The sequence below is a fragment of the Nonomuraea fuscirosea genome (assembly GCF_035917475.1).
GTDB classification, from domain to species: Bacteria; Actinomycetota; Actinomycetes; order Streptosporangiales; family Streptosporangiaceae; genus Nonomuraea; species Nonomuraea fuscirosea.
On record NZ_CP109074.1, the window covers coordinates 9,318,540 to 9,344,089 of the forward strand.

Annotated in this window: 24 protein-coding genes; 9 read left to right on the forward strand and 15 right to left on the reverse strand. The window is 69.7% G+C overall.

All coding sequences use genetic code 11. The features are described 5' to 3' along the window. Window positions 1-155 precede the first annotated feature (155 nt). Both OIE67_RS42415 and OIE67_RS42420 read right to left on the reverse strand, forming a co-directional pair. A complete protein-coding gene (locus tag OIE67_RS42415; protein ID WP_326631149.1) occupies window positions 156-2,027 on the reverse strand; it encodes an acyl-CoA dehydrogenase family protein in 1,872 nt (623 codons plus the stop codon). A 69-nt stretch (window positions 2,028-2,096) separates the two neighbouring features. Next, window positions 2,097-3,323 (reverse strand): APC family permease, encoded by a 1,227-nt coding sequence (locus OIE67_RS42420; RefSeq protein ID WP_326631152.1) that lies wholly within the window; start codon window positions 3,321-3,323, stop codon window positions 2,097-2,099. A gap of 82 nt (window positions 3,324-3,405) precedes the next feature. On the opposite strand from OIE67_RS42420, the gene OIE67_RS42425 reads away from it, so the two are divergent. From OIE67_RS42425 to OIE67_RS42435, 3 genes are all read left to right on the forward strand, one after another. Beyond that, the gene (locus tag OIE67_RS42425) at window positions 3,406-3,867 is read left to right on the forward strand and encodes an Lrp/AsnC family transcriptional regulator (protein WP_106244299.1); all 462 of its coding nucleotides are present in this window, start codon (window positions 3,406-3,408) and stop codon (window positions 3,865-3,867) included. 70 nt (window positions 3,868-3,937) lie between these two features. Beyond that, entirely contained in the window at window positions 3,938-5,389 is a 1,452-nt protein-coding gene (locus OIE67_RS42430; RefSeq protein WP_326631156.1) for a serine hydrolase domain-containing protein, read from the forward strand. A gap of 10 nt (window positions 5,390-5,399) precedes the next feature. Further along, window positions 5,400-5,759, forward strand: coding sequence for a MerR family transcriptional regulator (locus OIE67_RS42435; RefSeq protein ID WP_106244295.1), 360 nt, complete (start codon window positions 5,400-5,402; stop codon window positions 5,757-5,759). Between the two features lie 466 nt (window positions 5,760-6,225). On the opposite strand, the gene OIE67_RS42440 is transcribed toward OIE67_RS42435, so the two are convergent. The 6 genes from OIE67_RS42440 to OIE67_RS42465 all read right to left on the reverse strand — a co-directional run bounded on the left by OIE67_RS42440 (window position 6,226) and on the right by OIE67_RS42465 (window position 12,672). After that, the gene (locus OIE67_RS42440) at window positions 6,226-7,371 is read right to left on the reverse strand and encodes an acetyl-CoA C-acetyltransferase (protein ID WP_106244293.1); all 1,146 of its coding nucleotides are present in this window, start codon (window positions 7,369-7,371) and stop codon (window positions 6,226-6,228) included. Window positions 7,372-7,428: 57 nt separating this feature from the next. Beyond that, the gene (locus tag OIE67_RS42445; RefSeq protein WP_326631160.1) at window positions 7,429-8,184 is read right to left on the reverse strand and encodes a hypothetical protein; all 756 of its coding nucleotides are present in this window, start codon (window positions 8,182-8,184) and stop codon (window positions 7,429-7,431) included. 23 nt (window positions 8,185-8,207) lie between these two features. Then, on the reverse strand, window positions 8,208-8,972 hold the full coding sequence (locus OIE67_RS42450; protein WP_326631162.1) for a class F sortase: 765 nt from the start codon (window positions 8,970-8,972) through the stop codon (window positions 8,208-8,210). 5 nt (window positions 8,973-8,977) lie between these two features. Next, complete coding sequence (locus tag OIE67_RS42455; protein ID WP_326631164.1) at window positions 8,978-10,198, reverse strand: hypothetical protein; 1,221 nt, start codon at window positions 10,196-10,198, stop codon at window positions 8,978-8,980. Between the two features lie 228 nt (window positions 10,199-10,426). Beyond that, window positions 10,427-11,314, reverse strand: a complete 888-nt coding sequence (locus tag OIE67_RS42460) for a class F sortase (RefSeq protein WP_326631165.1) — start codon at window positions 11,312-11,314, stop codon at window positions 10,427-10,429. Next, a complete protein-coding gene (locus tag OIE67_RS42465) occupies window positions 11,311-12,672 on the reverse strand; it encodes a hypothetical protein (protein WP_326631166.1) in 1,362 nt (453 codons plus the stop codon). The genes OIE67_RS42460 and OIE67_RS42465 overlap by 4 nt, the downstream gene beginning before the upstream one ends. Window positions 12,673-12,856: 184 nt before the next feature. On the opposite strand from OIE67_RS42465, the gene OIE67_RS42470 reads away from it, so the two are divergent. Further along, on the forward strand, window positions 12,857-14,002 hold the full coding sequence (locus tag OIE67_RS42470) for an acyl-CoA dehydrogenase family protein (RefSeq protein WP_326631167.1): 1,146 nt from the start codon (window positions 12,857-12,859) through the stop codon (window positions 14,000-14,002). 104 nt (window positions 14,003-14,106) lie between these two features. After that, a complete protein-coding gene (locus tag OIE67_RS42475; protein WP_181307793.1) occupies window positions 14,107-14,268 on the forward strand; it encodes a hypothetical protein in 162 nt (53 codons plus the stop codon). Here OIE67_RS42475 and OIE67_RS42480 read toward each other — a convergent pair. The 3 genes from OIE67_RS42480 to OIE67_RS42490 all read right to left on the reverse strand — a co-directional run bounded on the left by OIE67_RS42480 (window position 14,265) and on the right by OIE67_RS42490 (window position 18,111). Next, on the reverse strand, window positions 14,265-15,041 hold the full coding sequence (locus tag OIE67_RS42480; RefSeq protein ID WP_326631169.1) for an alpha/beta fold hydrolase: 777 nt from the start codon (window positions 15,039-15,041) through the stop codon (window positions 14,265-14,267). The genes OIE67_RS42475 and OIE67_RS42480 overlap by 4 nt on opposite strands. A 16-nt stretch (window positions 15,042-15,057) precedes the next feature. After that, complete coding sequence (locus OIE67_RS42485; RefSeq protein WP_326631171.1) at window positions 15,058-17,280, reverse strand: ATP-binding SpoIIE family protein phosphatase; 2,223 nt, start codon at window positions 17,278-17,280, stop codon at window positions 15,058-15,060. A gap of 126 nt (window positions 17,281-17,406) precedes the next feature. Next, window positions 17,407-18,111, reverse strand: coding sequence for a metal-dependent transcriptional regulator (locus OIE67_RS42490; RefSeq protein ID WP_106244274.1), 705 nt, complete (start codon window positions 18,109-18,111; stop codon window positions 17,407-17,409). Window positions 18,112-18,211: 100 nt separating this feature from the next. Between OIE67_RS42490 and OIE67_RS42495 the strand changes: the two genes are divergently transcribed. Next, complete coding sequence (locus OIE67_RS42495; RefSeq protein ID WP_326631175.1) at window positions 18,212-18,826, forward strand: UdgX family uracil-DNA binding protein; 615 nt, start codon at window positions 18,212-18,214, stop codon at window positions 18,824-18,826. A gap of 38 nt (window positions 18,827-18,864) precedes the next feature. Here OIE67_RS42495 and OIE67_RS42500 read toward each other — a convergent pair whose 3' ends face one another. Continuing rightward, on the reverse strand, window positions 18,865-20,100 hold the full coding sequence (locus OIE67_RS42500) for an MFS transporter (protein WP_326631177.1): 1,236 nt from the start codon (window positions 20,098-20,100) through the stop codon (window positions 18,865-18,867). Window positions 20,101-20,110: 10 nt separating this feature from the next. Then, window positions 20,111-20,764 (reverse strand): pyridoxamine 5'-phosphate oxidase, encoded by a 654-nt coding sequence (pdxH, locus tag OIE67_RS42505; protein ID WP_326631179.1) that lies wholly within the window; start codon window positions 20,762-20,764, stop codon window positions 20,111-20,113. 179 nt (window positions 20,765-20,943) lie between these two features. Between pdxH and OIE67_RS42510 the strand changes: the two genes are divergently transcribed. The 3 genes from OIE67_RS42510 (at window position 20,944) to OIE67_RS42520 (ending at window position 23,990) form a co-directional block, all read left to right on the forward strand. Next, a complete protein-coding gene (locus OIE67_RS42510; RefSeq protein ID WP_326631181.1) occupies window positions 20,944-22,050 on the forward strand; it encodes a citrate synthase 2 in 1,107 nt (368 codons plus the stop codon). Window positions 22,051-22,211: 161 nt separating this feature from the next. Further along, window positions 22,212-23,321, forward strand: coding sequence for a phosphoserine transaminase (gene serC / locus OIE67_RS42515; protein ID WP_326631183.1), 1,110 nt, complete (start codon window positions 22,212-22,214; stop codon window positions 23,319-23,321). Window positions 23,322-23,414: 93 nt separating this feature from the next. Further along, window positions 23,415-23,990: a TIGR00645 family protein gene (locus tag OIE67_RS42520; RefSeq protein WP_245956027.1), complete on the forward strand. Its 576-nt coding sequence runs from the start codon at window positions 23,415-23,417 to the stop codon at window positions 23,988-23,990. Window positions 23,991-23,994: 4 nt separating this feature from the next. Here the strand turns inward: OIE67_RS42520 and OIE67_RS42525 are convergent, their stop codons facing one another. Together OIE67_RS42525 and OIE67_RS42530 are read right to left on the reverse strand one after the other, a co-directional pair. After that, the gene (locus OIE67_RS42525; protein ID WP_326631187.1) at window positions 23,995-24,633 is read right to left on the reverse strand and encodes a rhomboid family intramembrane serine protease; all 639 of its coding nucleotides are present in this window, start codon (window positions 24,631-24,633) and stop codon (window positions 23,995-23,997) included. Window positions 24,634-24,769: 136 nt separating this feature from the next. After that, window positions 24,770-25,549, reverse strand: a complete 780-nt coding sequence (locus tag OIE67_RS42530; RefSeq protein WP_326631189.1) for a crotonase/enoyl-CoA hydratase family protein — start codon at window positions 25,547-25,549, stop codon at window positions 24,770-24,772. Between the last annotated feature and the right edge of the window lies 1 nt (window position 25,550).

Here is a 25,550-nt window from a genome sequence, read left to right on the forward strand (position 1 = left end):
CGGCGGACCCAGCCCAGGGGGATGAGGCGCGCGAGTAACGGCTCGCCCGCGTTTGCGTCAGCGTAAGCCTGAGTTGAGCGGCCGGTCTATACCGGTCCGTCTCGTTTTGACAACACTCGCGGAAACCAGACCGCACATCCGGTCTAGACCGGATGTCAGATGATCTTCCGCCGCACGTTCTCCCCGCCCGACGGCGTGCCGATCCACGGACCCTCGATCGACGGGTCGAGAATGCCCTCCTCGACGAAGGTGTAGCGGCCCTCCAGGACATAGTTCGCCAGGCGCACGTCGTGGCTGTCGCTGTTGTCCCAGAGCCGGTCGAAGAGCTCGTCCACGCGGCGTCGTGCCTGGTGGCAGAAGGTGTCGGCGAGCTCGTACGGCCTGCGCCCCAAGTCCTTGGCGTCCTCCTCGGCCTTGAGGCAGACGGCGGTCATGGCGAACAGTTCGGCCCCGATGTCCACGATCCGGCCGAGGAAGGACTGTTTGTGCTCCAGCCTGCTCTGCCAGCGGGACATGCCGTAGAAGGTGGACCTGGCCAGTTTCCTGCTGGTCCGCTCCACGAAGCGCAGGTGGGCGGCCAGCGGGCCGAAGTCGGCGTACGAGGTGGGCAGGTTGCCCGTGCCGGCCACCAGTGTGGGCAGCCACTTGGCGTAGAAGCGGCTGGCCCGGCGCAGCGCCTGCGCGCGTTCCTGACGGCCCGCCTCGGGGTTGATCAGCTCGCCGGCGGCCGACAGGTGCGCGTCCACCGCCTCGCGGGTGATCATCAGGTGCATGATCTCGGACGAGCCCTCGAAGATGCGGTTGATGCGCGAGTCGCGCAACATCTGCTCGGCGGGCACGCCGCGCTCGCCCCGGGCGGCGAGCGACTCGGCCGTCTCGTAGCCGCGCCCGCCCCTCATCTGGACCAGTTCGTCGAGCACCTGGTACGACAGTTCCGAGGCGTACAGCTTGGCCAGCGCCGCCTCGATCCTGATGTCGTTGCGCTGGTCGTCGGCCAGGCGGCTGCTCAGCTCGCAGACGGCTTCGAGCGCGTACGCGCTGGCTGCGATGAAGGCGATCTTCGTGGCCACGGCCTCGTGCCGGCCGACCTTGCGCCCCCACTGCTCGCGCTCGTTGCCCCACTCGCGGGCGATCTTGACGGCCCACTTGGCGTTGCCCGCGCACGTGGCGGGCAGCGACAGGCGGCCGGTGTTCAGCGTGGTGAGGGCGATCTTCAGCCCTTCGCCCTCACGCCCGATGAGGTTCTTGGCCGGCACTCTGACCTGGGAGAACTCGGTGACGCCGTTCTCGATGCCGCGCAGTCCCATGAATGAGTTGCGCCGCTTGACCGTGATGCCGGGCGAGTCGGCCTCGACGATGAACGCGCTGATCTTCTTGCCGGTCCTGGCCATCACCACGAGCAGGTCGGCGACGACGCCGTTCGTGGTCCACAGCTTCACGCCGTCGAGCACGTAGTCGTCGCCGTCGCGTACGGCGGTGGTGCCCAGGCGGGCCGGGTCGGAGCCGACGTCGGGCTCGGTGAGCAGGAACGCCGAGATCTCCCCCGCCGCGCACCTGGGCAGGAACTCGCGCTTCTGCTCCTCGGTGCCGAAGAGCTTGAGCGGCTGGGGCACGCCGATCGACTGGTGCGCCGACAGCAGCGTGGCCAGCGCCGGGCAGTAGGAGCCGACGAGCATGAGGGTGCGGCAGTAGTACAGGTACGGCAGCCCGAGCCCGCCGTACTCCTCCTTGATCGTGATCCCGAACGCGCCGAGCTCCGCCAGCCCCTTCACCACGTCGTCCGGCACCTGGGCGGTCCGCTCGATGAGGGCGGGGTCCACGTGCGCGTCGAGGTAGCGCCGTACCGCCCGGACGAACTCCTCGCCCCGCTTGGCCGCCTCGTCGGGCGGGGTTGGGGCCGGATGCACCAGATCCAGCCGGAAGTCACCGAGGAAGAGCTGCTTGGCGAAGCTGGGACGCGTCCACTCCTTCTCGCGTGCCTGCTCGCCGACTTCCCTGGACTCCGCGTACTTGGTGGGCTCGGTCATCGCACCTCCCGACGTTGCGCCGTCTTGTGCTCATGAGTACTGCCCGCCTGACGGCGCCCTGTCGCCCGTTTATAGCCCGATTTTGTACGAACGGCGAGCATTCACCTTCAGCGCTCCGACCGCCACCAGCGCCAGTGCGGCGGGCACCACCAGGTAGAGACCGCAGGAGGCGAGCCCCAGCAGCGACATCCCGGTCCCGATCACGGCCGTGGTCCGGTGCCGGCCGGCGGGCAACATGCGCACGGCCGCCGCGACCCCGGCCGAGGTGACCGCCGCCAGGCAGGCCGAGGTGGCCCGCATGAGCAGGTCCAGGTCCGCGCCCCACACCAGCACCGGCACGCTGAGGGCGAGCACCAGCCCGAGGCTCCGGTACGGCGTCTCGCCCGGCCCTCCGCCCTGGGCGAACCAGCCGGGCAGCGCCTTGTCCCTGGCCAGGGCCGCCCCCAGCCGGGCCGCCCCGGCGATGTAGGTGTTGACCGCCCCGAACGACAGCAGCACCGCCACCACCCCGGTGACCGGCCGCGCCGCCGGGCCGATGCCCGTCTCCAGCATCGCGGTCAGCGGCACGCCGGTCATGTCCGCGCCGAGCACGCCGACGGAGGTGACGGCGACGCCCGCGTACAGCACGCCGATCACGATCAGAGTCACCACCGTGGCCCGCAGCAGGCCCTTCTTCCCGTCGGCGAACTCGCCGGACAGGTGGCTTGCGGCCTCCCAGCCGACGAACGCGAACATGAGCACACCGGCCGCGCCCGCCACGCCCGCGGCGCCGTACGGGGCGAAGGGGGTGAAGTTGGCCGCGTCGGCGTGCGGGACGGCGGTGATGACCGCGGTGGCCAGCAGCGTGACGAGCAGGGTGACCATGACGATCTGCAGCCGCCCCGAGGTGCGCAGCCCGGCGGCGTTGGCCGCGAACGCGGCCGCCAGGATCAGGCAGGCGGCCAGGGTGGCGTTCACGCCGAGGGCGGCTTCGACGTACCGGCCGCCGACGAGCGCGCCCGCGACGGTGCCGATCGGCACGGCGCCGTAGAACCACCAGCCGGCCACGGCGGCGGCGGGCCGGCCGAACGCCAGGCCGACGACGGCGGCCACTCCCCCGCCGCCCGGATAGCGCGAGCCGAGGGCGGCGAAGGTCAGCGCGACGGGCACGCTCAGCGCGAGCATCCCCGCCCAGGCCAGCACGGAGGCGGGCCCCGCCGCGCTCGCGGCCAGGTGCGGCAGCACCAGCATGCCCGGCCCCAGCACCGCGCCCACCAGCAGCGCCGTCCCCTGCCAGGCTCCCATTCGTCCACTCATGACGCCTGAAACTAGTTCAGTCGTTCGGTCCGCAAGCTGCCCAACCGAACGCCCGGCCGAAATCGCATGGCAATCTGGCACCATGGACGAACTAGATTCGGCGATCGTGCGCCTGCTCCAAACGGATGCCCGGCAGTCCAACCGCGAGCTGGCCAGGCAACTCGGCATCGCCCCCTCGACCTGCCTGGAGCGGGTCAGGGCGTTGACCCGCAAAGGGGTGATCCGCGGCTATCACGCCGACATCGACCCCGCCGCGCTCAACCGCGGCGTCCAGGCGATGGTCTCGGTCCAGGTGCGGCCGCTGAGCCGCGCGGTGATCAACGCGTTCAAGTCGTCGGCGGCCGCCATGCCGGAGGTCATGAGCGTGTACGTGCTGTCCGGCGGCGACGACTTCCTGCTGCACGTGGGCGTCAGGGATCTCGACCACCTGCACGGGTTCCTGCTCGACCGGCTGAGCAAGCGCAAGGAGATCGTCGGCTGGCGCACCTCGATGATCTTCCAGCAGGTACGCGAGGTCGCTCCCGAGCGGCTGCCCGAGACCTGACTTTCGTCAGGGGTGGTCATGGACGGTCGGCGGATACGGAAGAGGGCCTGGTCTTCCTAGGTTCTTCAGCGTGAAACTCCTTCTGTCTCTCGCTCTCGCCCTCAGCCCCGCTTCCGCCACGGCGGCGCCCGCCGAACTGACGCCCGCCGCCGTCGACTCCTACCTGCGCGAGGCCATGGAGACCACCGGGGTGCCCGGCCTGTCCGTGGTCGTGACGCACGGCGGCGAGGTCGTGCACGCCGCCGGCTACGGCCACGACTCCGACGGCCGTCCCGTCACCGCCGACACCCCCATGCGGGTGGCCTCGGTGAGCAAGTCGTTCACCGCCATGGCCGTCATGACGCTCGTGGAGCGCGGCAGGATCAAGCTGGACGAGCCGGTGGCCGCGCAGGTGCCCGGGTTCGCGATGGCCGACCCCCGTGCGGCCCGCATCACCGTACGGCAGCTGCTCAACCAGACCTCGGGGCTGTCGGACCGCACGATCGACATCGCCGCGACCGAACGCGCCACCTCGCTGGCCGACTACACCGCCCGCCTGGCCGGCTCCCGGCTCGCCGCCGACCCCGGCACCCGCTACGAGTACTGCAACGTCAACTACGACCTGGCCGCGCGGCTGGTGGAGGTCGCCTCGGGCCGGACGTTCGGCGACTACCTGCGCGACCGGGTGTTCGGACCGCTCGGCATGCGCACCAGCGCCGTCTCCGCCGCCGACGTACGGCCGGCGAACGGCTACACCTCGCTCTTCGGCGCCTGGCTGCCCCGGCCGGAACTGGACGGGTTCCTCGACGACAGCGGCGCGGGCGGGGTCATCACCACCGCCGCCGACATGGGCAAGTGGCTGATCGCCCAGACGGGCGACGGCCGGCCGCTGGTCAAGCGGGAGAGCCTGGAGACCATGCACCGGCCGACGAAGCTGCGCCCGTACGGGATGGGGTGGGGCGTCGAGGAGGGCGGGCAGCTCGTGCACTCGGGCAACCTGTTCACCTACAACGCCGTCGAGGCCGTCTCCCCCAAGACCGGCTACGGCTTCGCGGTGATGACCAACAACGCCACCCTGTACGACCCGACGTACGACATCATGCTCGGCCTCACGGCGCTGAGCGAGGGCCGCGAACCGCAGGGTCCCGGCGCCGACCGGCAGCTCTTCGAGGCGGTGCTGGGCGCGCTCGCGCTCGTCGCGGCCGGGCTGGGCGTCATGGGCGTGCTGCGGGCGCGCCGCTGGGCCGCCGGGCGCTCCGGCCTGCCCTGGTGGCGGATCGCGCCACGGCTGGTGCCCGCGCTCGTCCCGGTCGGGGTGCTGGCCGCGTACCCGGACCTCGTGTCGGTGCTGGTGAACGGCCGGGCGGTCACCTGGGCGCAGCTCACCTACTTCCCCGCGCCCCTCTCCGTCACGGTGCTGGTCTTCGGTCTGGCCGGCGCGGCGGTGACGGCCGCCCGACTCCGTGCGCTGAGGTCCCGGGAAACTCCACGTCATGCGAGTACGCTGAGTTCCCACAGGCACGTGAGAGTCGAACCGGCGTGAGGGAGGCCACGTGCGCATCGGGGAGTTCGTCCGACGCACCGGTGTGAGTGAGCGGCTCCTGCGGCACTACGAGGAGCAGGGCCTGCTGCGCCCCGAGCGCGGCGCCGGCGGCCAGCGCGAATACGGCGAGGGCCACGTCGAGGTGGTGCGCCGGATCCGCTGCCTGCTCTCCGCCGGCCTCGGCACCACGATGATCGCGACCGTGCTGCCCTGCCTGGAGGCCGGGAGCGATCATCTCGCCCCGACCTGTCCTGACATGCTGGGGCGGCTGCGGGCCGAGCGCGACCGGATCGACCGCGCCATGGAGGCGATGCGCGAGTCGCGCGCGGCCCTCGACAGCGTGATCGCGGCGGGCCAGGCCCGCGGCTGACAGCCCTGAGCCGGGCCCGCAGCTGACAGCCTGAGCCGGGCGCGCAGCTGACAGCCTGAGCCGGGCGCGCGGCTGAACGCCGCCCGCGATCCGGCTCGCCGTTAATTCGGTTGCGCGGCCGTCCGAGGCCCCCATAGCCTCATGGACATGCGCCTTTACCTGTAATTCGCGGGGCTTCCGCCCGCCACTCAGCCAGTCCATCCATGAGACGCGGCAGCTGAGCATGTCGACCGGCCTCTATCGAGCCGCGTCGTGAGTTACGTAGAGGAGCTTCCCTTATGCGCGTTCGCTCAGGAAACAAGAAGAACCGGCCCCAGTTGCCGGTGGTGCGCCCGATGCCGAAGATGCCGCAGCGGCCGATCATGCCGCCCCGGCGCCTTCCGCCCAAGGGCCGTTAGACAACTACCGGGATGGTAGTTAGCGGAGCGCCGCCTCCCCCGTACGCCCGGAGGCGGCGCTCCACCCTTCACAGCCGTTCGATGATGGTGACGTTGGCCTGGCCGCCGCCCTCGCACATCGTCTGCAGGCCGTACCTGCCGCCGGTGCGCTCCAGCTCGTGCAGCAGCTTGGTCATCAGGATCGCGCCCGTGCCGCCGAGCGGGTGGCCGAGCGCGATGGCGCCGCCGTTCGGGTTGACCCGGGCCGGATCGGCGCCGATCTCCTTCATCCACGCCAGCGGCACCGGCGCGAACGCCTCGTTGATCTCGACGACGTCGATCTCGTCGATCGACATGCCGGCCTTCTTCAGCGCCCGCTGCGTGGCGGGGATCGGCGCGGTCAGCATGTAGACCGGGTCGTCGCCCATGAGCGCGAGCTGGTGGATGCGCGCCCTCGGGGTGAGACCGTGCTCGCGTACGGCCTGCTCGGAGGCGATGAGCACGGCGCCGGAGCCGTCGGAGATCTGCGACGACGTGGCCGCCGTGATCTGGCCGCCCTCCTTGAGGGTCTTCAGGCCGGCCATCTTCTCCAGCGTCGTGTCCGCCCGCGGCCCTTCGTCGTCCTCGACTCCGTTGACGGGGGCGATCTGGTCCTTGAAGTAGCCGTTGGCGATGGCCTTGGCGGCCCGCTGGTGGGACTCGAAGGCGTACTGCTCCAGCACGTCCCGCGTGTAACCCCACTTCTCGCACATCAGCTCCGCGCCGCGGAACTGCGAGATCTCCTGCTTGCCGTACCGCTCGACCCACTTGTCGCCGAACGGGAACGGCATGCCCTTCTCCAGGGCGGCCGTGATCGACGCGCCCATGGGCACGATGCTCATCGACTCGACGCCGGCCGCCACGACCAGGTCCTGGGTGCCGGACATGACGCCCTGCGCGGCGAAGTGGATCGACTGCTGGGAGGAGCCGCACTGCCGGTCGATCGTGACGCCGGCGGTGGTCTCGGGCAGCCCTGCCGACAGCCAGGCATTGCGCGCGATGTCCATGCTCTGGGGGCCGAACTGCATGACGCACCCCATGATGACGTCCTCGACCGCGACCGGGTCGACGCCGGTGCGGTCGATCAGCGCCTTCAGCGCGTGCGCGGCCAGGTCAGTGGGGTGGACGGTGGAAAGGCCGCCCTTCTTCTTGCCGACCGGGGTGCGAACCGCCCCGACGATGTACGCCTCTGCCACAGTGCCTCCTGGAAACCGAGCATTATTCGGTTACTAGGTGCAGAGTACAACAGAACGTCATTCGGACGCAGGCTCCGCCGGGGGTACGACCTCCTCCGCCTCCTCGGCTCCCTTCGACTCCCCGGCTCCCTTCGACTCCTCGGCGTCCTCCGCTTCCTCCGCCGACGCGGGAGACAGGAGATCCTCCGCCGTGTCGATCCGGAAGCGCCAGCGGTCCACCGCGATCCCGTTCAGCGCCTCGGACAGCTCCAGCGCGAGCGCCCCCAGCTTGACCGGCTCGCCGCCGCGCAACTCGATCGCGGTCAGCTCGGTCGCGAACGGCAGCAGCTCCTGCACGGCCGGCGGCTGGCCCTTCTGCGGCACCAGCACGGCCCGGATGTCGCCCGCCCTGAACGCGATGCCCTCTTCCTCCTGCTCCAGCAGCGGGGCCAGCTCTTCCGGCGTGGGACGTACCGGCAGAATCACCGCAGGGCCGCTCTCCTCGTCGTCGGCCGGATCGCTCACCTCGCCCCGGCACACCGCGAGCCCGCCCAGCCGGAACGCCAGGCCCTCGGCGAGGAAGCGGTCGAAGAAGTCGAGCGGCAGCGGGCCCTCCGCGGCCACCCGCACCGCCCAGACCTTCTCCAGCTCACCACCGGTCAGCTCACCCTCGGCCTCGACGGGCGCGCACACGCGCGCGTCGGTCGCCACGATGTCGTCGCCGTCCCGCCTCGCGGCCGGGTCGGCGAGCCTGACGACGCGCAACAACTCGTCCAGGTCCGGTTTGGCGGGCAAGGCCGCCGTCGGGCCAGTACGCAGTCTCCGCTTCGCCATCCAGCCCATGCCCGCCTCCGCGCTCAGCTTCGATAGGAGCTCGTCATCGTCGCGTAGACGATGACGTTGTCGGTGTAGTGCCCGGTGGTCCGATCGTAGGTGCCACCGCAGGTGATCAGGTGCAGCTGAGCGTTCTCCTGGCTCCCGTAGACCCGCTGGGTCGGGAACGTCTTCTTGCTCGCCTGCTCCACCCCGCCCACGGTGAACACCGCGGTCGTCTTGTCCTGGCGCTTGACCTCGATGGTGTCGCCGTGCCTCAGCTCCGGCAGGCGGGCGAACACGGCGGCGCGCGTCCGGGTGTCCTTGTGCCCGAGCAGCACGGCCGGGCCGACCTCACCCGGGGTGGACATGTTCCGGTACCAGCCCACCAGGTTGTGGTTCTCCGACGGCGGCACCTGGATCGTGCCGTCCTTGGCCAGGCCCACCGACCGGATCGGCGCGTTGATCCCCAACCGCTTGACGACCAGCCTGATCGGGGTCGAGGGCAGCATGGGGGGCGCCGGGTTGATCTGCGGCAGCGGCGGCGGCACGTTCGCCGGGGCCTGGAACAGCGCCTGCTCGGGCTGCCCCGTGTTCTTCGGCTGCGCCCGCAACGCCAGGGAGTCCCTGTTGCTGGCCAGGCCGTACTCTTCGGGCGACCTGAAGACGATCAGCAGGCCCGCCACGACCGTCACGACGCCCGCGATGGCCGCCACGATCAGCACGGTCCGCAGCGCGGTGCCGCCCTTGTCGGCCGGAGGGGGCGGCTGGTTCGGCTGGCCGCCGCCGTACGGGTAGTAGCCGGACATCTCGCTCAGCCCTTGACGGAACGACGTCGCATGACCAGCCCACCGATCGCCGCCGCCGCGACCAGCCCGGTCCCCGTCAGAATGAACAACCGCCCATCAGGCCCCATCGTCCCCCCGGCACCGGTGTCCGCGCCCGCCTTGGGGGTCTGCGACTTACGGGTCTTCGACGGGGTGACCGTCAGGGTGGCGGTGCGGGTGGTGGTGGGGCGGGGGCTGGTGGTCGTAGGGCTGGCTGTGGGGCTCGTCGTGGTGGGGCTCGGGCTCGTGGTTCCGCTGCCCACCGTGAGCGTGTAGGACTTGAGCTCGGTGGCGTTCTGGACCTTGCACGCGATCGCCGGATTGTTGCCGGTCGCGGTGTTGGCGCCGAAGTTCACATCCGCCGGCTTCACCGTGGCTGTGCCCGCCGTGCTGGCAGTGGTCTTCATATCGAACGCGGTGGTGGGAAGCGGGATGGTGCTCCCGGCCGTGATGGTGCCCGTCGTGCCTTCACCGGTGGCGGAGGTCAGACCGGTGATCCCGGTCAGAGATGCATAGGCGAAGATCTTGGCGGGGATCGTCTGACCCGTGGTGGGCGCCTTGAGCTCCTTGCCCGTCGTGTAGGTGCCCTTCCACTTGATGGCGAACTGCTCATTCACCTTGGCGGTGGTCGGCATGGTCAGCTCGACCTTGATCTCGACGTCTTGGACATCGGAGTCCTCAGGGCCGACGCACTCATACTCGACGAGGTCAGTGCCGGTGCCGCCTCCGCCCCCGGTGCCGATCGGGACGTCCAGGACCTCGGTCGAGGTCGTGGTGCAATTGGTCGTGGCGGCGCTCGTAGCGGAGGTGACGCCGAGTTTCAGATCGCCGGGGTCCAGGCTGATCTTGCCCGTGGTGGTGGAGTTGACCGCGACCTTGTAAGTGGCGTTACCGGCAGGCACCGCGGCCTGGTTTGCCGTGATGGCCGCCCCAGGCTTCGGGGTGGTCGGCTCAGTGACCGTGCCACCCGACGGCGTCAGCGCCAGATTGACGGCCACAGTAGTGGCGGTCTGCGGAACACTGTTCGTCGCAAGCGTCAACGTCGGGATGCCCACCGTCAGATCGAATGTCTGACCTGCAGTCACGGAGGTGGGCGCAGTCAGCGTCACCGTGAGCGGTGTACCCGTCGTGACCGTATACGGCCCACCGGTTTGACACGTGTAGGAGAACGTCTTCGTCGCCGCGAACGCCGTGGTCGGTGTCGCCATGACGAAGACGCCGCAAACGAGGACGACCAGCGCGCCTACTAATCCCAACGCGGACGTCGTATGGGCGAGGCGGCGCCCCACCTGGGACATAAGCACGGGTTCATCTCCGTTTCAAAGCAGTGTCAACAGTCGTGCCAGAATTCCAGCCGTTGGTCACGGTTAGGTTGAGATCCTACGAACTGTCCCTGTCAACTTCCCGTAAACCGGCGAAAAGACCCCAAGTTTCGGTCAGCCCTTCTTCTTGGACAACGTTGCGTACACGACGATGTTGTCCGTGTAGTGATGCGTCGTCCGGTTGTAGACCCCACCACACGTGATGAGCCTGAGCTGGGAGTCGTTGGTGTTCCCGTACACCCGCTTGGTCGGGAACGAGGTCTTGCTGGCCTGCTCGATCCCGCTGACCGTGAAGCGGGTGACCTTCCCGTCCGACCGGTACACGTAGATCTGGTCGCCCTTGGCCAGCTCGCGCAGGCGGTCGAAGACGGCGGGGCCCTTGCGGGTGCTCACGTGCCCGTTGATGATCGACGGGCCCACCTCGCCCGGCACCGGCGACAGCTTGTACCAGCCGGTCTGGTTGGGCCTGCTCAGCGGCGGGGTGCCGAGCCTGCCCTTCTTGCTCACCGTGACCCCGCCGATCGCGGAGTTGACCTTGATCTTGGGGATCTTGATGCGGGTCGGCCTGGCCTTGGCGGTCTTCGTCTTGGCCTTGGGGATCGCCGGGATGACGGGAACGGCGGCCAGCGGCGGCGGGGCGTCGAGGCGGGCCGGGGTGAGCGGCTTGTTCTTGCCGCCGGGGCCGACCGTGGGCGGCAGGATGAACGCGCCCGCGTTCTGCATCTCGACCGTGGTCGGCACGTCCTGCGGCGCCGCCATCGGCCGCGGGCCCGAGCCGTCGTCCACCGGCGGCGCCAGCGAGAGCAGACTCACCATGACCAGGCCGACCCCGCCGAGCGAGCCGGCGATCAGCAGCCCGGGCAGCGCCTTCTGCATCGGCGTCTTCTCCGTCGGCGCCCCCGGCACCGGCGCGACCGGAACCGGCGCCATCGGATCGGGCGCGATCGGAACCGGCGCCATCGGATCCGGGGCGTTCTCGGCCGGCATGTTCTGATCGGTCATGAGTGCGCTCCTCCCGCGTGCTCGGCCCGTCTCCTGCGCATGAGCAGCCCACCACCGGCGGTCCCCATGACCAGCGCCATCCCGCCGGCCATCAGCCCGTACGGATGCCGCTCCCCATCGGGCGCCACCCCGGTCTCGACACCGCCACTGGGCGTCTTGGCCACCTGGGGCGCTTTGTAGTACTTGGTCGCGGTCGGCCCGGTGCTCTTCGGCGTGGACGAGGTCGTGCCGGACGCCTGAGGAATGACGACCACGTTGGTGAGCCCGTCCCCATCGCCGACCCCGTTGTTACCGGGGTCCGGGTTGCCGGGGTTACCCGGGTCCGGGTCGTTGGGGTCCGGGTCGTTCGGGTCGTCCGTGGGATCGGGGTCGTCTGTGGGGTCGCCTGTCGGCGACGTGGTGCCACCGGGGACGGTCACGTCGATGGCGCCCGGGTTCCCTTGAAGCGCGCAGGTCGCCTGGTTGTGCTGCGGCGGCTCGGGGACATCACCGGTGGTCACCCGGAAGGCGTCCAGGTAGGCGCCCTTGTCCTCGGTGTTGCGGATCTCGACCGTGTGCGGACCGTAGCCCAACTGCACCGACTCCCAGAGCTCTTCCTGGGTCTCGGTACCGGTCATGTCGTCACCGTTGCGGTCCTTGCCCGGGTAGACCAGCCCAGAGGTGATCGGCGCCCCATCGATCTTCACCTCGATCGCCCCGAGGTTCTGCTCACGCCGGCTGATGTAGGCGACTTTCGTGCCGATGAACTTCAGCCTGGCTGTGGCATCGAGGCCAGTGACCTTCTGCACGTCGTTGAGGTAGTCGTCATACGTCGGGGCGGTGTATTCGTGCGTCCAGGCACCCGCGTAATCGATCTCGTCGGAGTTGTTGTTGACCATCACCTCGCCCTCGGCGGGCGTGAATCTGATGGCGAGCGCGCCCGGCTTGAAGCGGATGGTTCCGGTGCGAGTGAGCTGGGCGCTGTCCGTCAGCCCTTCCGGAAGGTCAAGGTAATCCCCCGGAACCAGTTGCTCCTGCTCCTTGCCGCCCCTGGGCCTGAGCTGGCCCACCCAGGCGCCGCTGATGTCGACCACGCCCTCCAGGTCCAGCGAGGACCCTTTGGGGAAGAAGCCCGGCGACCCGAACCGCTGCGTGCTCTCATAGGACATGTCCCAGCGGACGTTCATGGTGCCCTGCGTCACCTGTGGGGTCATCCGGGCTTCGAGGTCCACGCCGGTTCCCGCGATGCCACCTGTGCAGTGATAGTTGATGACCAGAGAGGATTCGGCCTGGCTCGGGATCGAGGACGTCGCGACGAACGCGCCTGAGGCCGCCAAGCTCACCGATCCGGCGATCAACGCCTTGCGCCACCGACTCACGGAGACTCCGATCACCCACAAATAGACCGAGGGTAGATCTTAGAGTCCTAAACACCCGCAACACATACCGAATGCCGCTTCCCCCGGCACTTGTGATGAACCCGTGTCCACCGGCTCCTCCCGCACCACGAAAGGGGGTATACCTGGCGCTAACAGAATGGAGTTCTGTCCCCCCGGAGGCGACATGCGGCGAGACCTCTTCGACGAAGAGCACCTGCTGTTCAGGGAGACCGTGCGCGAATTCATGGCCCGCGAGGTCGTGCCGCACCATCAGCAGTGGGAAAAGGAGGGCATCGTCCCGCGCGAGGTCTGGAAGAAGGCCGGCGAACTGGGCATGTTCGGGTTCTCGGTGCCGGAGGAGTACGGCGGCGCGGGCATCACCGACTTCCGCTACAACGCGGTGATCGTCGAAGAGATCATCAGAAGCGCCGCGAGCGGTCTCGGTTTCTCCCTGCACAACGACGTCATGGCCCCGTACATCGTGGATCTGACGAACGACGAGCAGAAGCAGCGCTGGCTGCCCGGTTTCGTGAGCGGCGAGCTGATCACGGCCATCGCCATGAGCGAGCCCGGGGCCGGCAGCGATCTGCAGGGCATCACGACCAGGGCCGAGCGCGACGGCGACCACTACGTGCTCACCGGGCAGAAGACGTTCATCACGAACGGGGTGAACGCCGATCTCGTCGTGGTGGTGGCCAAGACCGATCCGGAGGCGGGCGCCAGGGGCGTGACGCTGCTGGTGGTGGAGCGGGGCATGGAGGGGTTCGGCCGTGGGCGCAACCTGGACAAGATCGGCATGAAGGCCCAGGACACGGCCGAGCTGTTCTTCGACCGCGTACGGGTGCCCGTCGCCAACCGCCTCGGCCCCGAGGACGGCCAGGGCTTCTTCCAGCTGATGAACAACCTGCCGCAGGAACGCATGTCGATCGCCGTGGCGGCGGTGGCCGCGGCCGAGGTCGTCCTGGAGCAGACCGTCGAGTACTGCAGGACGCGCCAGGCGTTCGGGCGCAACCTCGGCTCGTTCCAGAACACCCGGTTCGTCCTGGCGGAGCTGGCCACCGAGACGGAGATCGCCCGCCACTACGTGGACAAGTGCATCACCGCGCTCAACGCGAAGGAGCTCACGGCGGTGGACGCCGCCAAGGCCAAGTGGTGGACCACCGAGCTGCAGACCAAGGTGATCGACCGCTGCCTGCAACTGCACGGCGGGTACGGCTACATGACCGAGTACCCGGTCGCCAAGGCGTGGCTGGACAGCCGGGTCCAGACGATCTACGGCGGCACCACCGAGATCATGAAGGAGATCATCGGCCGCTCTTTCGGATTCTGAGCCGAGGCCGACGCGCGAGCGCGGGGGTCAGCGCGCTCGCGCGGTCATGCCGCTTCCGTGCCGTCCCCGCGCGGTGAGCCCGTTCGCACCGCATACTGGACACCATGGACGGCGGCCTGATCCTCCTGGTTTTCCTGGCGTTGCTGTTCGCCTGGGGTCTCAACCGCGTGCGCCGGGCGTTCCGCCTGGGCCCCGTCGGCTATGCCGGCGTGGTCATCGTGTTCGTGCTGGTGATGCTGATGCTCTGGGGCCAGACCAAGATCTAGCGGGCCGAAGACTCCAGGATCACCCGGGCCACCAGCGCGGGATCGTCGCTCATCGGCAGGTGACCGCAGTCCTGCAGCAGCTTGACCCGCTGCCCCGACCAGCGCGCCGCGCGTACGGCCTGGCGGCGGAGCAGCAGCCGGTCGTGCTCGCCCCACGCGATCGTGATCGGCGACTTGGGTGGCGCGGGCGGCATCAGGCCCCCGAACGACTCCAGCGTCTCCTCGAAGCCGACGGCCCGGCCCAGCGCCTGGGTGGCGGCGACCAGGGCGGCGGGGTCGAGCCGGGAGGGCCGGGCGACCAGCAGGCCCGCGGACACCGCGCGCAGGTGACGGTTGCCGGCCGTCATGGCGAGCTGCTCAGGAGGAAGGGATCGGGCCGAGGCACGCATGGCGCGCAGCACGGCCTGGCAGTAGAGCAGCTCGGGCCGCGACCAGAAACCGGCCGGTGACAGCGCGGCCGCCGTACGGACGACGCCACGCGAGGCCAGCTCCAGCGCGATGTAGCCGCCGAGCGAGTTGCCCGCCACGGCGGGCTCGCGGATGCCCAGTGAGGCGCAGAACGACTCGACGGCGTCGGCGAGCGTCTCAGCGGTGTAGGGGATGCCGGGCGGCAGCCCCGGAGAGACCCCGAAACCGGGCAGGTCGACCGCGATCACCGTGTGCGCGGCGGCCAGCCGGTCCATGACCGGCAGCCACCCCTGCCAGTGGTGGCCGATGCCGTGGATGAGAACCAGTGGCGCACCGGTGCCCCGTCGTTCGAAGGCCAGCTCCATGGCGCCAGCTAATCATTCACCTGCCGCGCGTGGGAATCTCGAACCAGACGGCTTTGCCTTCCCTGGTGGGACGCGAGCCCCAGCGCCTGGCCAGCTGGTCGACCAGGTAAAGGCCGCGCCCGCCTTCGTCGTTCTCCCCCGCGCTGCGGATGCGGGGCAGGCGCAGGTCCTGGTCGAACACCTCGACCCAGACCGACTCCTCGCCCCTGCGCAGTCTCAGCGTGAACTCCTTGTCGCCGACCACTTCGTCCTCGAAGCCCGGAGTGTCCCAGGATTCCTCGAACGGCAGCGGCGGCCCCTCCACGACCAGCTCCCTGCGCGGCACCCCGGCGGTGGCGGCGTGCAGCACCACGTTGGTCACGACCTCGGAGACCAGCAGGCAGGCCAGCTCGGCCCGCTCCTCGGGTACGTTCCACCTGGAGAACGCCTCCGCGGCCATGCGGCGCGCCTCGCTCACCATGATCGGCTGTGCCGCGAACGTCTGCGACTCGACGTCGAGATCGACGTCGCTGGAGCGGACCACGAGGATGGCCATGTCGTCGTCGATCTCGCCGGGCACCGCCACGGTGGCGGCGTCGGCGATCCGTTCGACCTCGGCGTCGGCCATCTTGGCGAGCTTGTCGCACAGGACGCCGAGCGTCTCCTCCTCGGTCGGCATCCGGCCGTCGCGGGTCGGGCGGCGGTCGACCAGGCCGTCGGTGTAGAGGAGCAGCGCCGCGCCCGGCGGCAGCGTGCGGGTCTCCTCCTTGTAGACCAGGTCGGCGTGCAGGCCCTTGGCGCGCACCCCGAGCGGCTGGCCGACCTCTTCGATGTCGAGCTCGCGGCACTGGCCGTCGACCAGCAGCAGCGGCGGGGCGTGACCGGCGTTGGCGAACGACAGCTGCCGCGACCAGGCGTCGTAGACCAGGTATTGGCAGGTCACGATGGGCGGGATGCTGACCTCGGCGCCGTTGTCGTCCTGCTCGGGGGTGGCGATGATGCGGGTCCACTCGTCGAGCCTGGCCAGGATGTCGGCCGGGGACTTGTCGTCCTGGGCGAAGGCGCGCAGCGCGGCCCGCAACTGGCCCATGATGGCCGCGGCCTTGGCGCCCCTGCCCTCGACGTCGCCGATCACGATGCCGACGCGGCCCGCGGACAGCGGGATGACGTCGTACCAGTCGCCGCCCACCTGCGTCTGGATGCCCTGCCCGTGGGAGGCCAGCGGGGCCGCCGGGTAGTAGCGCACCGCGATCTGCAGCCCGTCGAGCTGCGGCAGCGCCCTGGGCAGCAGGTGCTTCTGGAACGACTCCGCCGTGTGCCGCTCCTCCTCGAACAGCAGCGCGTTGTCGATGGCGAGCGCGACCCTGGTGGCGATGGCACCGACGAAGTCGCGGTCGAAGGCATCGTAGTGGGGGCTGCGGCGGTCGGTGAGGTTGGACAGGCCGAGGTACATCAGCCCGAGGGTCTCACCGCGTACGAGCAGGGGGGCCACGATGGCGGAGGTCATGCCGATCTCGCCGCACAGCCGCGCGCTGTTCTCGTGGGGGGCGGGAAAGCGGCTGTTGGAGAAGTCCTCGACCAGGATCGTCTCCTGGCGGCGCAGCGCGGTGTCGGCGTAGTGGCCGGAGGGGTAGCGGATCTCCGCCCCCACCGGCTTCCATGTTCCCGACGGCGGCGCCCACCCTTGCACGTGCTGGGAGACCCTGCGGACGAGCCGGTCGCCCTCCATCAGCTCGATGAAGCAGTGGTCGGCGAACTGCGGGATGAGCATCTCGGTGACGCGCTTGAGCGTCTCCTCGACGTAGAGGGAGCCGGCCAGCCGCTCACCGATGCGTTCGAGCAGCCCGAAGCGGTCCTTCTCGCGCTCGTTGCTGCGCAGCGCCTCGCGGGCCATGATGACGATCCCCGTCACCGCGCCGGAGGAGTGGCGCAGCGGCACGGCCTGGGCGCGTACGTAGACGATGGTGCCGTCGCCGCGCCTGACGTCGAACGTGCCCTCCCACACGCCGCCCTTGAGCACGTGTTTGGCCAGCTCGATCGCCAGCGGGTGGTCCTTCTCCATGATCCCGAGGGACAGGACGGACGAGTCACGCGAAGGCGACTTACCCTGACGGCCGAACAGCTTCTCGGCGAAGGGGTTCCAATAGAGGAGATTGCTGAAACGGTCGGTCACGACCACCGCCATTTCGGCGTGATCGAGCACGGATCCGGCAGCTAGGTGATCAGCCGCTTCTTGTGACACATCCCCCCAACGCTTCATCCGGAGACCACTCCTCGGGGTGGCGTGTATGCAAAGCAGCGGACCACGAGCGCTCCTGCAACAGTCTTGGCCAGGGGAGAGTGGAGGGCCTCCCAGGAGGGATTCAACCAAGTAGCAGCGCGCGCGTCAGCGCTTGGAGACAAAAACGTGCGCCGCGATGTCGCGCGGAAGATCCGCAGGAGTGTCGTTAGCGTCACCGTCACCTGTCACCCGTACACCGTCGTCGCTCGCCGCGAGCGTCACCTCGCGTCCGGGTTGTATCCCAACTTGCTTGAGTTTAAGCATCACAGCAGGATCGCTTTGCACTTGTTCGCTAATTCGCCGCACGACAACCGGTGTGTCACGCGTTCCCGCGAGGTCGCACATGGTGGTCAGCGTGTCGGCGCCGCTGTCGGCCGGCTCTCTGGCGCCCAGCTCGGCCAGGCCGGGGATCGGGTTGCCGTGCGGGCAGACGGTCGGGTTGTCGAGCAGCGTCACGAGCCGGGACTCGACGGACTCCGACATGACGTGCTCCCAGCGGCACGCCTCGATGTGCACCTCTTCCCAGGGAAGGCCGATCACCTGGGTCAGCAGGCACTCGGCCAGGCGGTGCTTGCGCATCACGCGGGTGGCCAGGGTGCGGCCGAGCTCGGTCATCGACAGGTGCCTGTCGCCCTCGACGCGGACGAGGCCGTCGCGCTCCATCCGGGCGACGGTCTGGCTCACGGTGGGGCCGCTCTGCTGGAGACGCTCGGCGATCCGGGCGCGGAGGGGGACGATGCCCTCCTCTTCGAGCTCGTAAATGGTGCGGAGATACATCTCCGTGGTGTCGATCAGGCCGTGTGCGGTCAAGGCTCCTCCCAACTGAATGGTACGCCGGTCATGGCGGGGACTGAGCCCGTCCGCGGCGGGCACAGGAATCACAGGAACCCTATGGGGAGAACGACCGACGATGGTTAAGGACGGCAACAACGGAGCGGCCGAGTTCCTTCCCGACCGGTTCGATCTTGACACGCTACGTCGTGCGGCGGCCGGGTGCGAAGGATGCGACCTGTTCAGGAACGCCACGCAGGCCGTGTTCGGCGAGGGGCCGCGGCGGGCCAGGTTCATGCTCGTGGGCGAGCAGCCGGGCGACCGGGAGGACCGCGAGGGCCGCCCCTTCGTGGGGCCGGCGGGCCGGATCCTGGACCGGGGGCTGGAGGAGGCCGGGATCGCGCGTGACGACGTCTATCTCACGAACGCGGTCAAACACTTCTCCTTCGTGCCCCGGGGCAAGCGGCGGATCCACCAGAAGCCGACCGCGGCCGAGATCGACGCCTGCCGGCCGTGGCTGGAGGCCGAGCTGTCCGTGGTGCGGCCCGAGGTGGTCGTGGTGCTCGGCGCGACGGCGGCCAGGTCGCTGCTGGGGCGGGAGTTCAAGGTGACGCGGCAGCGGGGTGAGCCGGTGCCGCTCGGCGACGCGCTCGCGGTGGCCACCGTGCATCCGTCGGCCGTGCTGCGGGCCCCTGACCGGGACGAGGCGTACGCGGGCTTCCTGGCCGACCTGCGCGCCGCGGCGGCCGTCTGAACGCACCGCCGGGGTCCGGCTCCCTCCGCCGCGGCCGTCTAGCGGGCCCGGTAGTTCCTGAAGCCGGTCACCGACAGGCCGACGATCAGCACGGTGATGGCGCAAGCGATGCCGCCGCCCACCCACGCCCCGCTCAGCCCGATGCCGGTCGCCATGGCCCCGGCGCGCAGCTCGCCCAGGCGCGGACCGCCCGCCACGACCACCATGAACGCCCCCTGCAGCCGCCCGCGCATCTCGTCCGGCGCGTACAGCTGCAGGATCGACTGCCGCCACACCGACGAGATGACGTCCGCCACGCCGCCGATCGCCATGAACGCCACCACCAGCCACAGCTCGTGCGCGAGCCCCGCGGCGGCCACGGCCAGGCCCCATACGGCGATGACGATGGACAGCGCCACCCCCTGCCGCTTCACCCGGCCGACCCAGCCGGAGAACAGCGCGCCGGCGACGGAGCCGATGGCCATCGCGGAGGTCATCCAGCCGAGCGCGATCATCGAGCCGCCGAAGCGCTCGGCGGTCAGCTCGGGGAAGAGCGCCCGCGGCATGGCGAACACCATCGCGATGATGTCCACCACGAACGACATCAGCAGCACCGGGCTCCTGACGATGAAGCTGAGGCCGTCCCAGACGGCCCGGGCACCCGGACGCGTCACTTCTCCTAACGGAGGCAGTGGGGGCAGTTTGAGGGCCGCGTAGAGGCTCGCGGTGAACAGCAGGGCATCCACCGTGTACGCCGCCGCGAACTTGCCGTTGGCCAGCGCCACCGCCCCGACCATCGGCCCCAGCACCGCGCCGAGGCTGTAGACGAGCGAGTTGAGCGCGTTGGCCGCCGGCACCAGCTCGGGATCGAGGATCCTCGGGATGATGGCGCCCCTGGTCGGGCCCGTGATGGCGAAGCCGGTGGAGTTGAGCGCGACCGCGCCGAAGATCACCCAGATGTTGTCCAGGCCGAGCGCCGCCTGGGCGAGGATGAACAGCGTGGCCGTCCAGGCGATCAGCGAGCCGACGATGAGCAGTTTGCGCCGGTCCACGGCGTCCGCCACCGCCCCGCCCCACAGGCCGAAGACGACCAGCGGGACCAGGTTGGCGATGCCGATCAGGCCGACGTAGAACGAGGAGTGGGTGAGCTCGAAGACCTGCTGGCCGACCGCCACGACGGTCACGCCGACGCCGACGTGCGTCACGGCCTGGCCCATCCAGATCCGCCGGTACGCGGGCACGCCCAGCGGCCGGGTGTCCACCAGATGACGTCTTACCAGCTCCCCGATTGCCACTTAAGGGAGATTAAGGGGCGAGTCTCTCCAAAACCCAGCCGGGTCGGGTCCGCCGGTAACGGAGCCGGTCGTGCATCCGGTCCAGCTGCCCCTGCCAGAACTCCAGCTCCATGGGCGTGACCCGGAACCCGCCCCAGAAGTCGGGCACCGGCGGATCCTCCGGCCAGCGCGCCGCCAGCTCCTCGTAGCGCGCGTCCAGCTCCTCCCTCGACCGGACGACCGCCGACTGCCGCGAGGCCCACGCGCCGACGCGCGAGCCGTACGGGCGGGAGGCGAAGTATTCGGCCGACTCCTCGTGGGAGATCCGCGCCACGGTGCCCTCGACGCGCACCTGACGGCGTAGCGGATGCCACGGGAACAGCAGCGACGCGCGCGGGTTCTCGGTCAGGTCGCGGCCCTTGCGCGACTCGTAGTTGGTGTAGAAGACGAATCCGCGTTCGTCGTAGCCCTTCAGCAGGACCGTCCTGGCGCTCGGGCGGCCTCCCGCGGAGGCCGTGGCCAGGACCATGGCGTTGGGTTCTGGCAGGCCGGCGTCGAGCGCGTCCTGGAACCAGACGGTGAACTGCGCGATGGGGTCGGCCGCGAGGTCGGATTCGAGCAGCGGCTCGCCCTCGTACGTACGGCGAAGCCCCGCCAGCTTGGGCGGGCGCGGGGTGGCATCCACGAGACGGTATTCTGTCGCGCTCGCGTGGTAGATCCCACGCACCGCTCCCGACCAGCGGGTTTGGGCTTACGGCGGGTCCCGAGACCGACCATGAGCTGCGAGGGGGTTAAATTGACCCGCCGGTATCTCGACATCAAGGCATTGCCCAAACATGGCAAGAGAAGGGGAGGCGGCCGAGTATGTCCGACTTCAAACCCGGGCTCGAAGGCGTCGTAGCTTTCGAAACCGAGATCGCGGAACCGGACAAAGAAGGGGGCGCCCTTCGATACCGGGGCGTCGACATCGAAGAGCTGGTCGGCCAGGTCCCGTTCGGGGCGGTCTGGGGCCTGCTGGTCGACAACACGTTCCAGCCGGGCCTGCCCCCGGCGGAGCCGTTCCCCATCCCTGTCCATTCCGGTGACATCCGCGTCGACGTCCAGAGCGCGCTGGCCATGCTGGCGCCCGCCTACGGATTCAAGCCGCTGCACGACATCAGCGGCGAGGAGGCGCGTGACCAGCTCGCCCGTGCCTCCGTCATGGCGCTGTCCTTCGTCGCGCAGTCCGCGCGCGGCCTCGGCCTGCCCATGGTTCCGCAGAGCCGGGTCGACGAGGCCGAGACGATCGTCGAACGTTTCATGATCCGCTGGCGCGGTGAGCCTGATCCCAAGCACGTCAAGGCCATCGACGCCTATTGGACCTCCGCCGCCGAGCACGGCATGAACGCCTCGACGTTCACCGCCCGCGTCATCGCCTCCACCGGCGCCGACGTGGCCGCCGCGCTGTCCGGCGCCGTCGGCGCCATGTCGGGTCCGCTGCACGGCGGCGCCCCGGCGCGCGTCCTGCACATGATCGAGGGCGTCGAGCAGCTCGGCGACGCCAAGAAGTACGTCCAGGGCGAGCTCGACAAGGGCAACCGCCTCATGGGCTTCGGCCACCGCGTCTACCGCGCCGAGGACCCGCGCGCCCGCGTGCTGCGCAGGACAGCCAAGGAGCTCGACGCGCCTCGCTACGAGGTCGCCGCGGCGCTGGAGCAGGCCGCGCTGGAGGAGCTGCACGCCCGCAAGCCCGACCGCGTGCTGGCCACCAACGTGGAGTACTGGGCGGCCGTCGTGCTCGACTTCGCCGAGGTTCCCTCCCACATGTTCACCTCGATGTTCACCTGCGCCCGCACGGCCGGCTGGGCCGCGCACATCCTGGAGCAGAAGCTCACGGGCCGGCTCGTCCGCCCGAGTGCCAACTACATCGGCCCCGCCTCGCGTCCGCTCGGCGACGTTCCCGGCGCCGCCGAGGTGACCGGCAAGATCTGAACCCCTCCCTCACCGGAGCTTCTCACGGCTACCGCGCGGCCCCGCGGCCTCGCGGTAGCCGTTTCGTTTCCCCCGGTACGGCATCCTTGAGGAGACTTTGACAGGTCTCAGAATCCGGACCGCGTACGAGCCATTCCACGCCGGTCGGTAGGCTCCGTTACGTGGCTGACATCGTTATTCCCGCTGACATCAAGCCCGTGGACGGCCGGTTCGGCTGTGGGCCCTCGAAGGTTCGCACCGAGCAGCTGGCCGCGCTCGCCGCGTCCGGCGCGAGCCTCATGGGCACCTCGCACCGCCAGAAGCCGGTCAAGAACCTCGTCGGCCGGGTGCGGTCGGGCCTTTCCGACCTGTTCTCGCTGCCGGAGGGCTACCAGGTGGTCCTGGGCAACGGCGGCACCACCGCGTTCTGGGACATCGCCGCCTTCGGGCTGGTCCGCGAGAAGTCCCAGCACCTGTCGTTCGGCGAGTTCTCCTCGAAGTTCGCCACCGTCACCAAGAAGGCGCCCTGGCTGGCCGAGCCGAGCGTGATCAAGGCCGAGGTCGGCACCCACCCGGCCGCCGTGGCCGAGGACGGCGTGGACGTCTACGCGCTCACCCACAACGAGACCTCGACCGGCGTGGCCATGCCGATCACGCGCGTGGGCGGCGACGACGCGCTCGTGCTGGTCGACGCCACCTCCGGCGCCGGCGGCCTGCCCGTCGACATCGCCGAGACCGACGTCTACTACTTCGCGCCGCAGAAGAGCTTCGCCTCCGACGGCGGCCTGTGGATCGCGATCATGTCCCCGCGGGCGCTGGCCAGGGTCGAGGAGATCGCCGCGAGCGGCCGCTACGTGCCCGAGTTCTTCAGCCTGCCGGTCGCGATCGACAACTCCGGCAAGGACCAGACCTACAACACCCCCGCGGTGGCGACGCTGTTCCTGCTGGCCGACCAGCTCGACTGGATGAACGGCAACGGCGGCCTGGCCTGGACCACCGGCCGCACCGCCGACTCCAGCTCGCGGCTCTACACGTGGGCGGAGAAGACCTCCTACACCACGCCGTTCGCCGCGCCCGAGTTCCGCTCGCAGGTGGTCGGCACGATCGACTTCTCCGACGAGGTCGACGCCGCGGCGGTGGCCAAGGTGCTGCGCGCCAACGGCATCGTCGACACCGAGCCCTACCGCAAGCTGGGCCGCAACCAGCTGCGCATCGCGATGTTCCCGGCCGTCGACCCGGCCGACATCGAGGCGCTGACGGTCTGCGTCGACCACGTGGTCGAGCGCCTCTAGCCGGCCTCGTTCCCGCTCATCTCGGCCAGCACCGGCGATCCGCCGGTGCTGGCTTTTGCTGCCATCTGTCCTCCGACGGCTAGGAAACCCTTGTTGTCAGTCACCCCCCGCCGGGTCGTACGGCCGAAGAGCCTCGGCTACCTGATGTTCGCCAGCCGCTGGCTCCAGGTGCCGCTCTACCTGGGCCTGATCGTGGCCCAGGCCGTCTACGTCTGGCAGTTCGCCCTGGAGCTGTGGCACCTCGTCGAGACCGTGTTCCTGCACGGCGAGGTGACCGTGGCGAACGCGCCCTCGCCCGAGGTCGTGGTCATGCTCACGGTCCTGGCGCTGATCGACGTGGTGATGATCTCCAACCTGCTCATCATGGTGATCATCGGCGGCTACGAGACGTTCGTCTCGCGCATCGACCTCAACGACCACCCCGACGAGCCCGAGTGGCTCTCCCACGTCAACGCGAACGTGCTGAAGGTCAAGCTGGCCACGGCCATCATCGGCATCTCGTCGGTGCACCTGCTGCAGACGTTCATCAGGGCGCAGTCGACGCCCAACGACAAGATGATGTGGCAGACGATCATGCATCTGGCGTTCGTGGCGTCGGCGGTCGGCCTGGCCTACATCGACCGGCTGCTGGCCGGCTCACCCGCCGAGCACACGAAGCCGCACCTCTGAGAGGTCAGTACGGGGAGGAGGTCCTGGCGGGCGGGAGCGCACGCCTGCGGCGCAGCACCCAGGCGGCCACCACGCCGCCGATGAGGCCGAACAGGTGTCCCTGCCAGGAGATGCCCTGCTGGTTCGGCAGCAGGCCCGCCAGGATCCCCCAGTAGGCGATGCCGACGCCGATGCCGATCGCGATGTCGAGCAGGCTCCGGTCGAACAGGCCGCGGGCCAAGATGTAGCCGAAGTAGCCGAAGACGAGCCCGCTGGCCCCGACCGTGTAGACGCCGGGGCTGGTCGCCCACGTGCCGAGGCCGCCGATGAAGATGATCAGCACGCTGGCCCACAGGAACTTGCGCACGTCGCGCAGCCCGGCCAGGAAGCCCAGGATCAGCAGCGGCACCGAGTTGGCCATCAGGTGGCCGAAACCGCCGTGCAGGAACGGCGCGAAGATGATGCCGACCAGGCCGTCGGGCTCCCAGCCGACGATGCCGAACTGCCGGTCGAGCGCGCCGCCGAGGAAGAAGTCGACCCCTTCGACCGCCCACATCACGACCAGCATGCCGACGACGATGATGAGCGAACTCAGGGCACCGGAGAACAGGGCTCCGGCACCGCGCTTGGCCGACTCGAATCTGGAGCCCGAATAGTCGCTCATGCGCTCTCCCGGTTGGTCGTCCTGCCTCTCTTTACCGTAACCAGGAACGGCTATGCGCGCGCTAAAGGAGTCCCCTCCCGTTCCGCGGGACGCGTCGGACGGGAGGGGCTGCTCAGACGTACCGCTCAGACCGGGGTCATTCGCCCTTCCACTGAGGGGCGCGCTTCTCGGCGAAGGCCGCCGCGCCCTCCATGGCGTCCTTCGAGCCGAAGACCGGATTGACGATCGCGCCTTGCTTGCCGAACATCTCCGCGAGCGACCAGTCCTGCGACTCGATGACGACCTGCTTGGTCGCGGCGAGCGCCAGCGGCGCGTTCGCGGCGATCTTGCGGGCCAGCTCCAGCGCGCCCTCCAGCGCCGCCCCCGGCTCGGTGATCCGGTTGACCAGGCCGAGCTCGTACAGGCGGGCGGCCGGGTAGTGGTCACCGGTCAGCGCGATCTCCATGGCCACGTGGTACGGGATCCGCCGCGGCAGCCGCATGATGCCGCCCGCCGCCGCCACCAGACCGCGCTTGGGCTCGGGCAGCCCGAACTTGGCCTCGGAGGAGGCCACGATGACGTCGCAGGCCAGCGCCAGCTCGAACCCGCCCGCCAGCGCGTACCCCTCGACCGCGGCCACCAGCGGCTTCTTCGGCGGCGACTCGGTGAGCCCGCCGAACCCGCGGCCCTCGACGACCGGGAAGTCCCCGGACAGGAACCCCTTGAGGTCCATGCCGGCGGAGAAGGTGCCGCCCGCGCCGGTCAGCACGTACGCGGAGATGTCGGGACGCGCGTCCAGCGTGTCGAGCGCGTCGGCGATGCCCCTGGCCACGGCCCCGTTGACGGCGTTGCGGGACTTGGGGCGGTTGATGGTGAGGATCGCGACCTTACCCGATCCTTCGGCGCCGGACTCCTCGACGAGCACTTCGTCAGACACG

Excerpts from the sequence above, each read along its gene's own strand:
- OIE67_RS42415 (WP_326631149.1), bottom strand. The coding sequence starts at position 2,027 with ATGACCGAGCCCACCAAGTACGCGGAGTCCAGGGAAGTCGGCGAGCAG.
- OIE67_RS42420 (WP_326631152.1), bottom strand. The coding sequence starts at position 3,323 with ATGAGTGGACGAATGGGAGCCTGGCAGGGGACGGCGCTGCTGGTGGGC.
- OIE67_RS42425 (WP_106244299.1), top strand. The coding sequence starts at position 3,406 with ATGGACGAACTAGATTCGGCGATCGTGCGCCTGCTCCAAACGGATGCC.
- OIE67_RS42445 (WP_326631160.1), bottom strand. The coding sequence starts at position 8,184 with ATGGCGAAGCGGAGACTGCGTACTGGCCCGACGGCGGCCTTGCCCGCC.
- OIE67_RS42450 (WP_326631162.1), bottom strand. The coding sequence starts at position 8,972 with ATGTCCGGCTACTACCCGTACGGCGGCGGCCAGCCGAACCAGCCGCCC.
- OIE67_RS42455 (WP_326631164.1), bottom strand. The coding sequence starts at position 10,198 with ATGGCGACACCGACCACGGCGTTCGCGGCGACGAAGACGTTCTCCTAC.
- OIE67_RS42460 (WP_326631165.1), bottom strand. The coding sequence starts at position 11,314 with ATGACCGATCAGAACATGCCGGCCGAGAACGCCCCGGATCCGATGGCG.
- OIE67_RS42470 (WP_326631167.1), top strand. The coding sequence starts at position 12,857 with ATGCGGCGAGACCTCTTCGACGAAGAGCACCTGCTGTTCAGGGAGACC.
- OIE67_RS42475 (WP_181307793.1), top strand. The coding sequence starts at position 14,107 with ATGGACGGCGGCCTGATCCTCCTGGTTTTCCTGGCGTTGCTGTTCGCC.
- OIE67_RS42480 (WP_326631169.1), bottom strand. The coding sequence starts at position 15,041 with ATGGAGCTGGCCTTCGAACGACGGGGCACCGGTGCGCCACTGGTTCTC.
- OIE67_RS42485 (WP_326631171.1), bottom strand. The coding sequence starts at position 17,280 with ATGAAGCGTTGGGGGGATGTGTCACAAGAAGCGGCTGATCACCTAGCT.
- OIE67_RS42495 (WP_326631175.1), top strand. The coding sequence starts at position 18,212 with ATGGTTAAGGACGGCAACAACGGAGCGGCCGAGTTCCTTCCCGACCGG.
- OIE67_RS42510 (WP_326631181.1), top strand. The coding sequence starts at position 20,944 with ATGTCCGACTTCAAACCCGGGCTCGAAGGCGTCGTAGCTTTCGAAACC.
- OIE67_RS42525 (WP_326631187.1), bottom strand. The coding sequence starts at position 24,633 with ATGAGCGACTATTCGGGCTCCAGATTCGAGTCGGCCAAGCGCGGTGCC.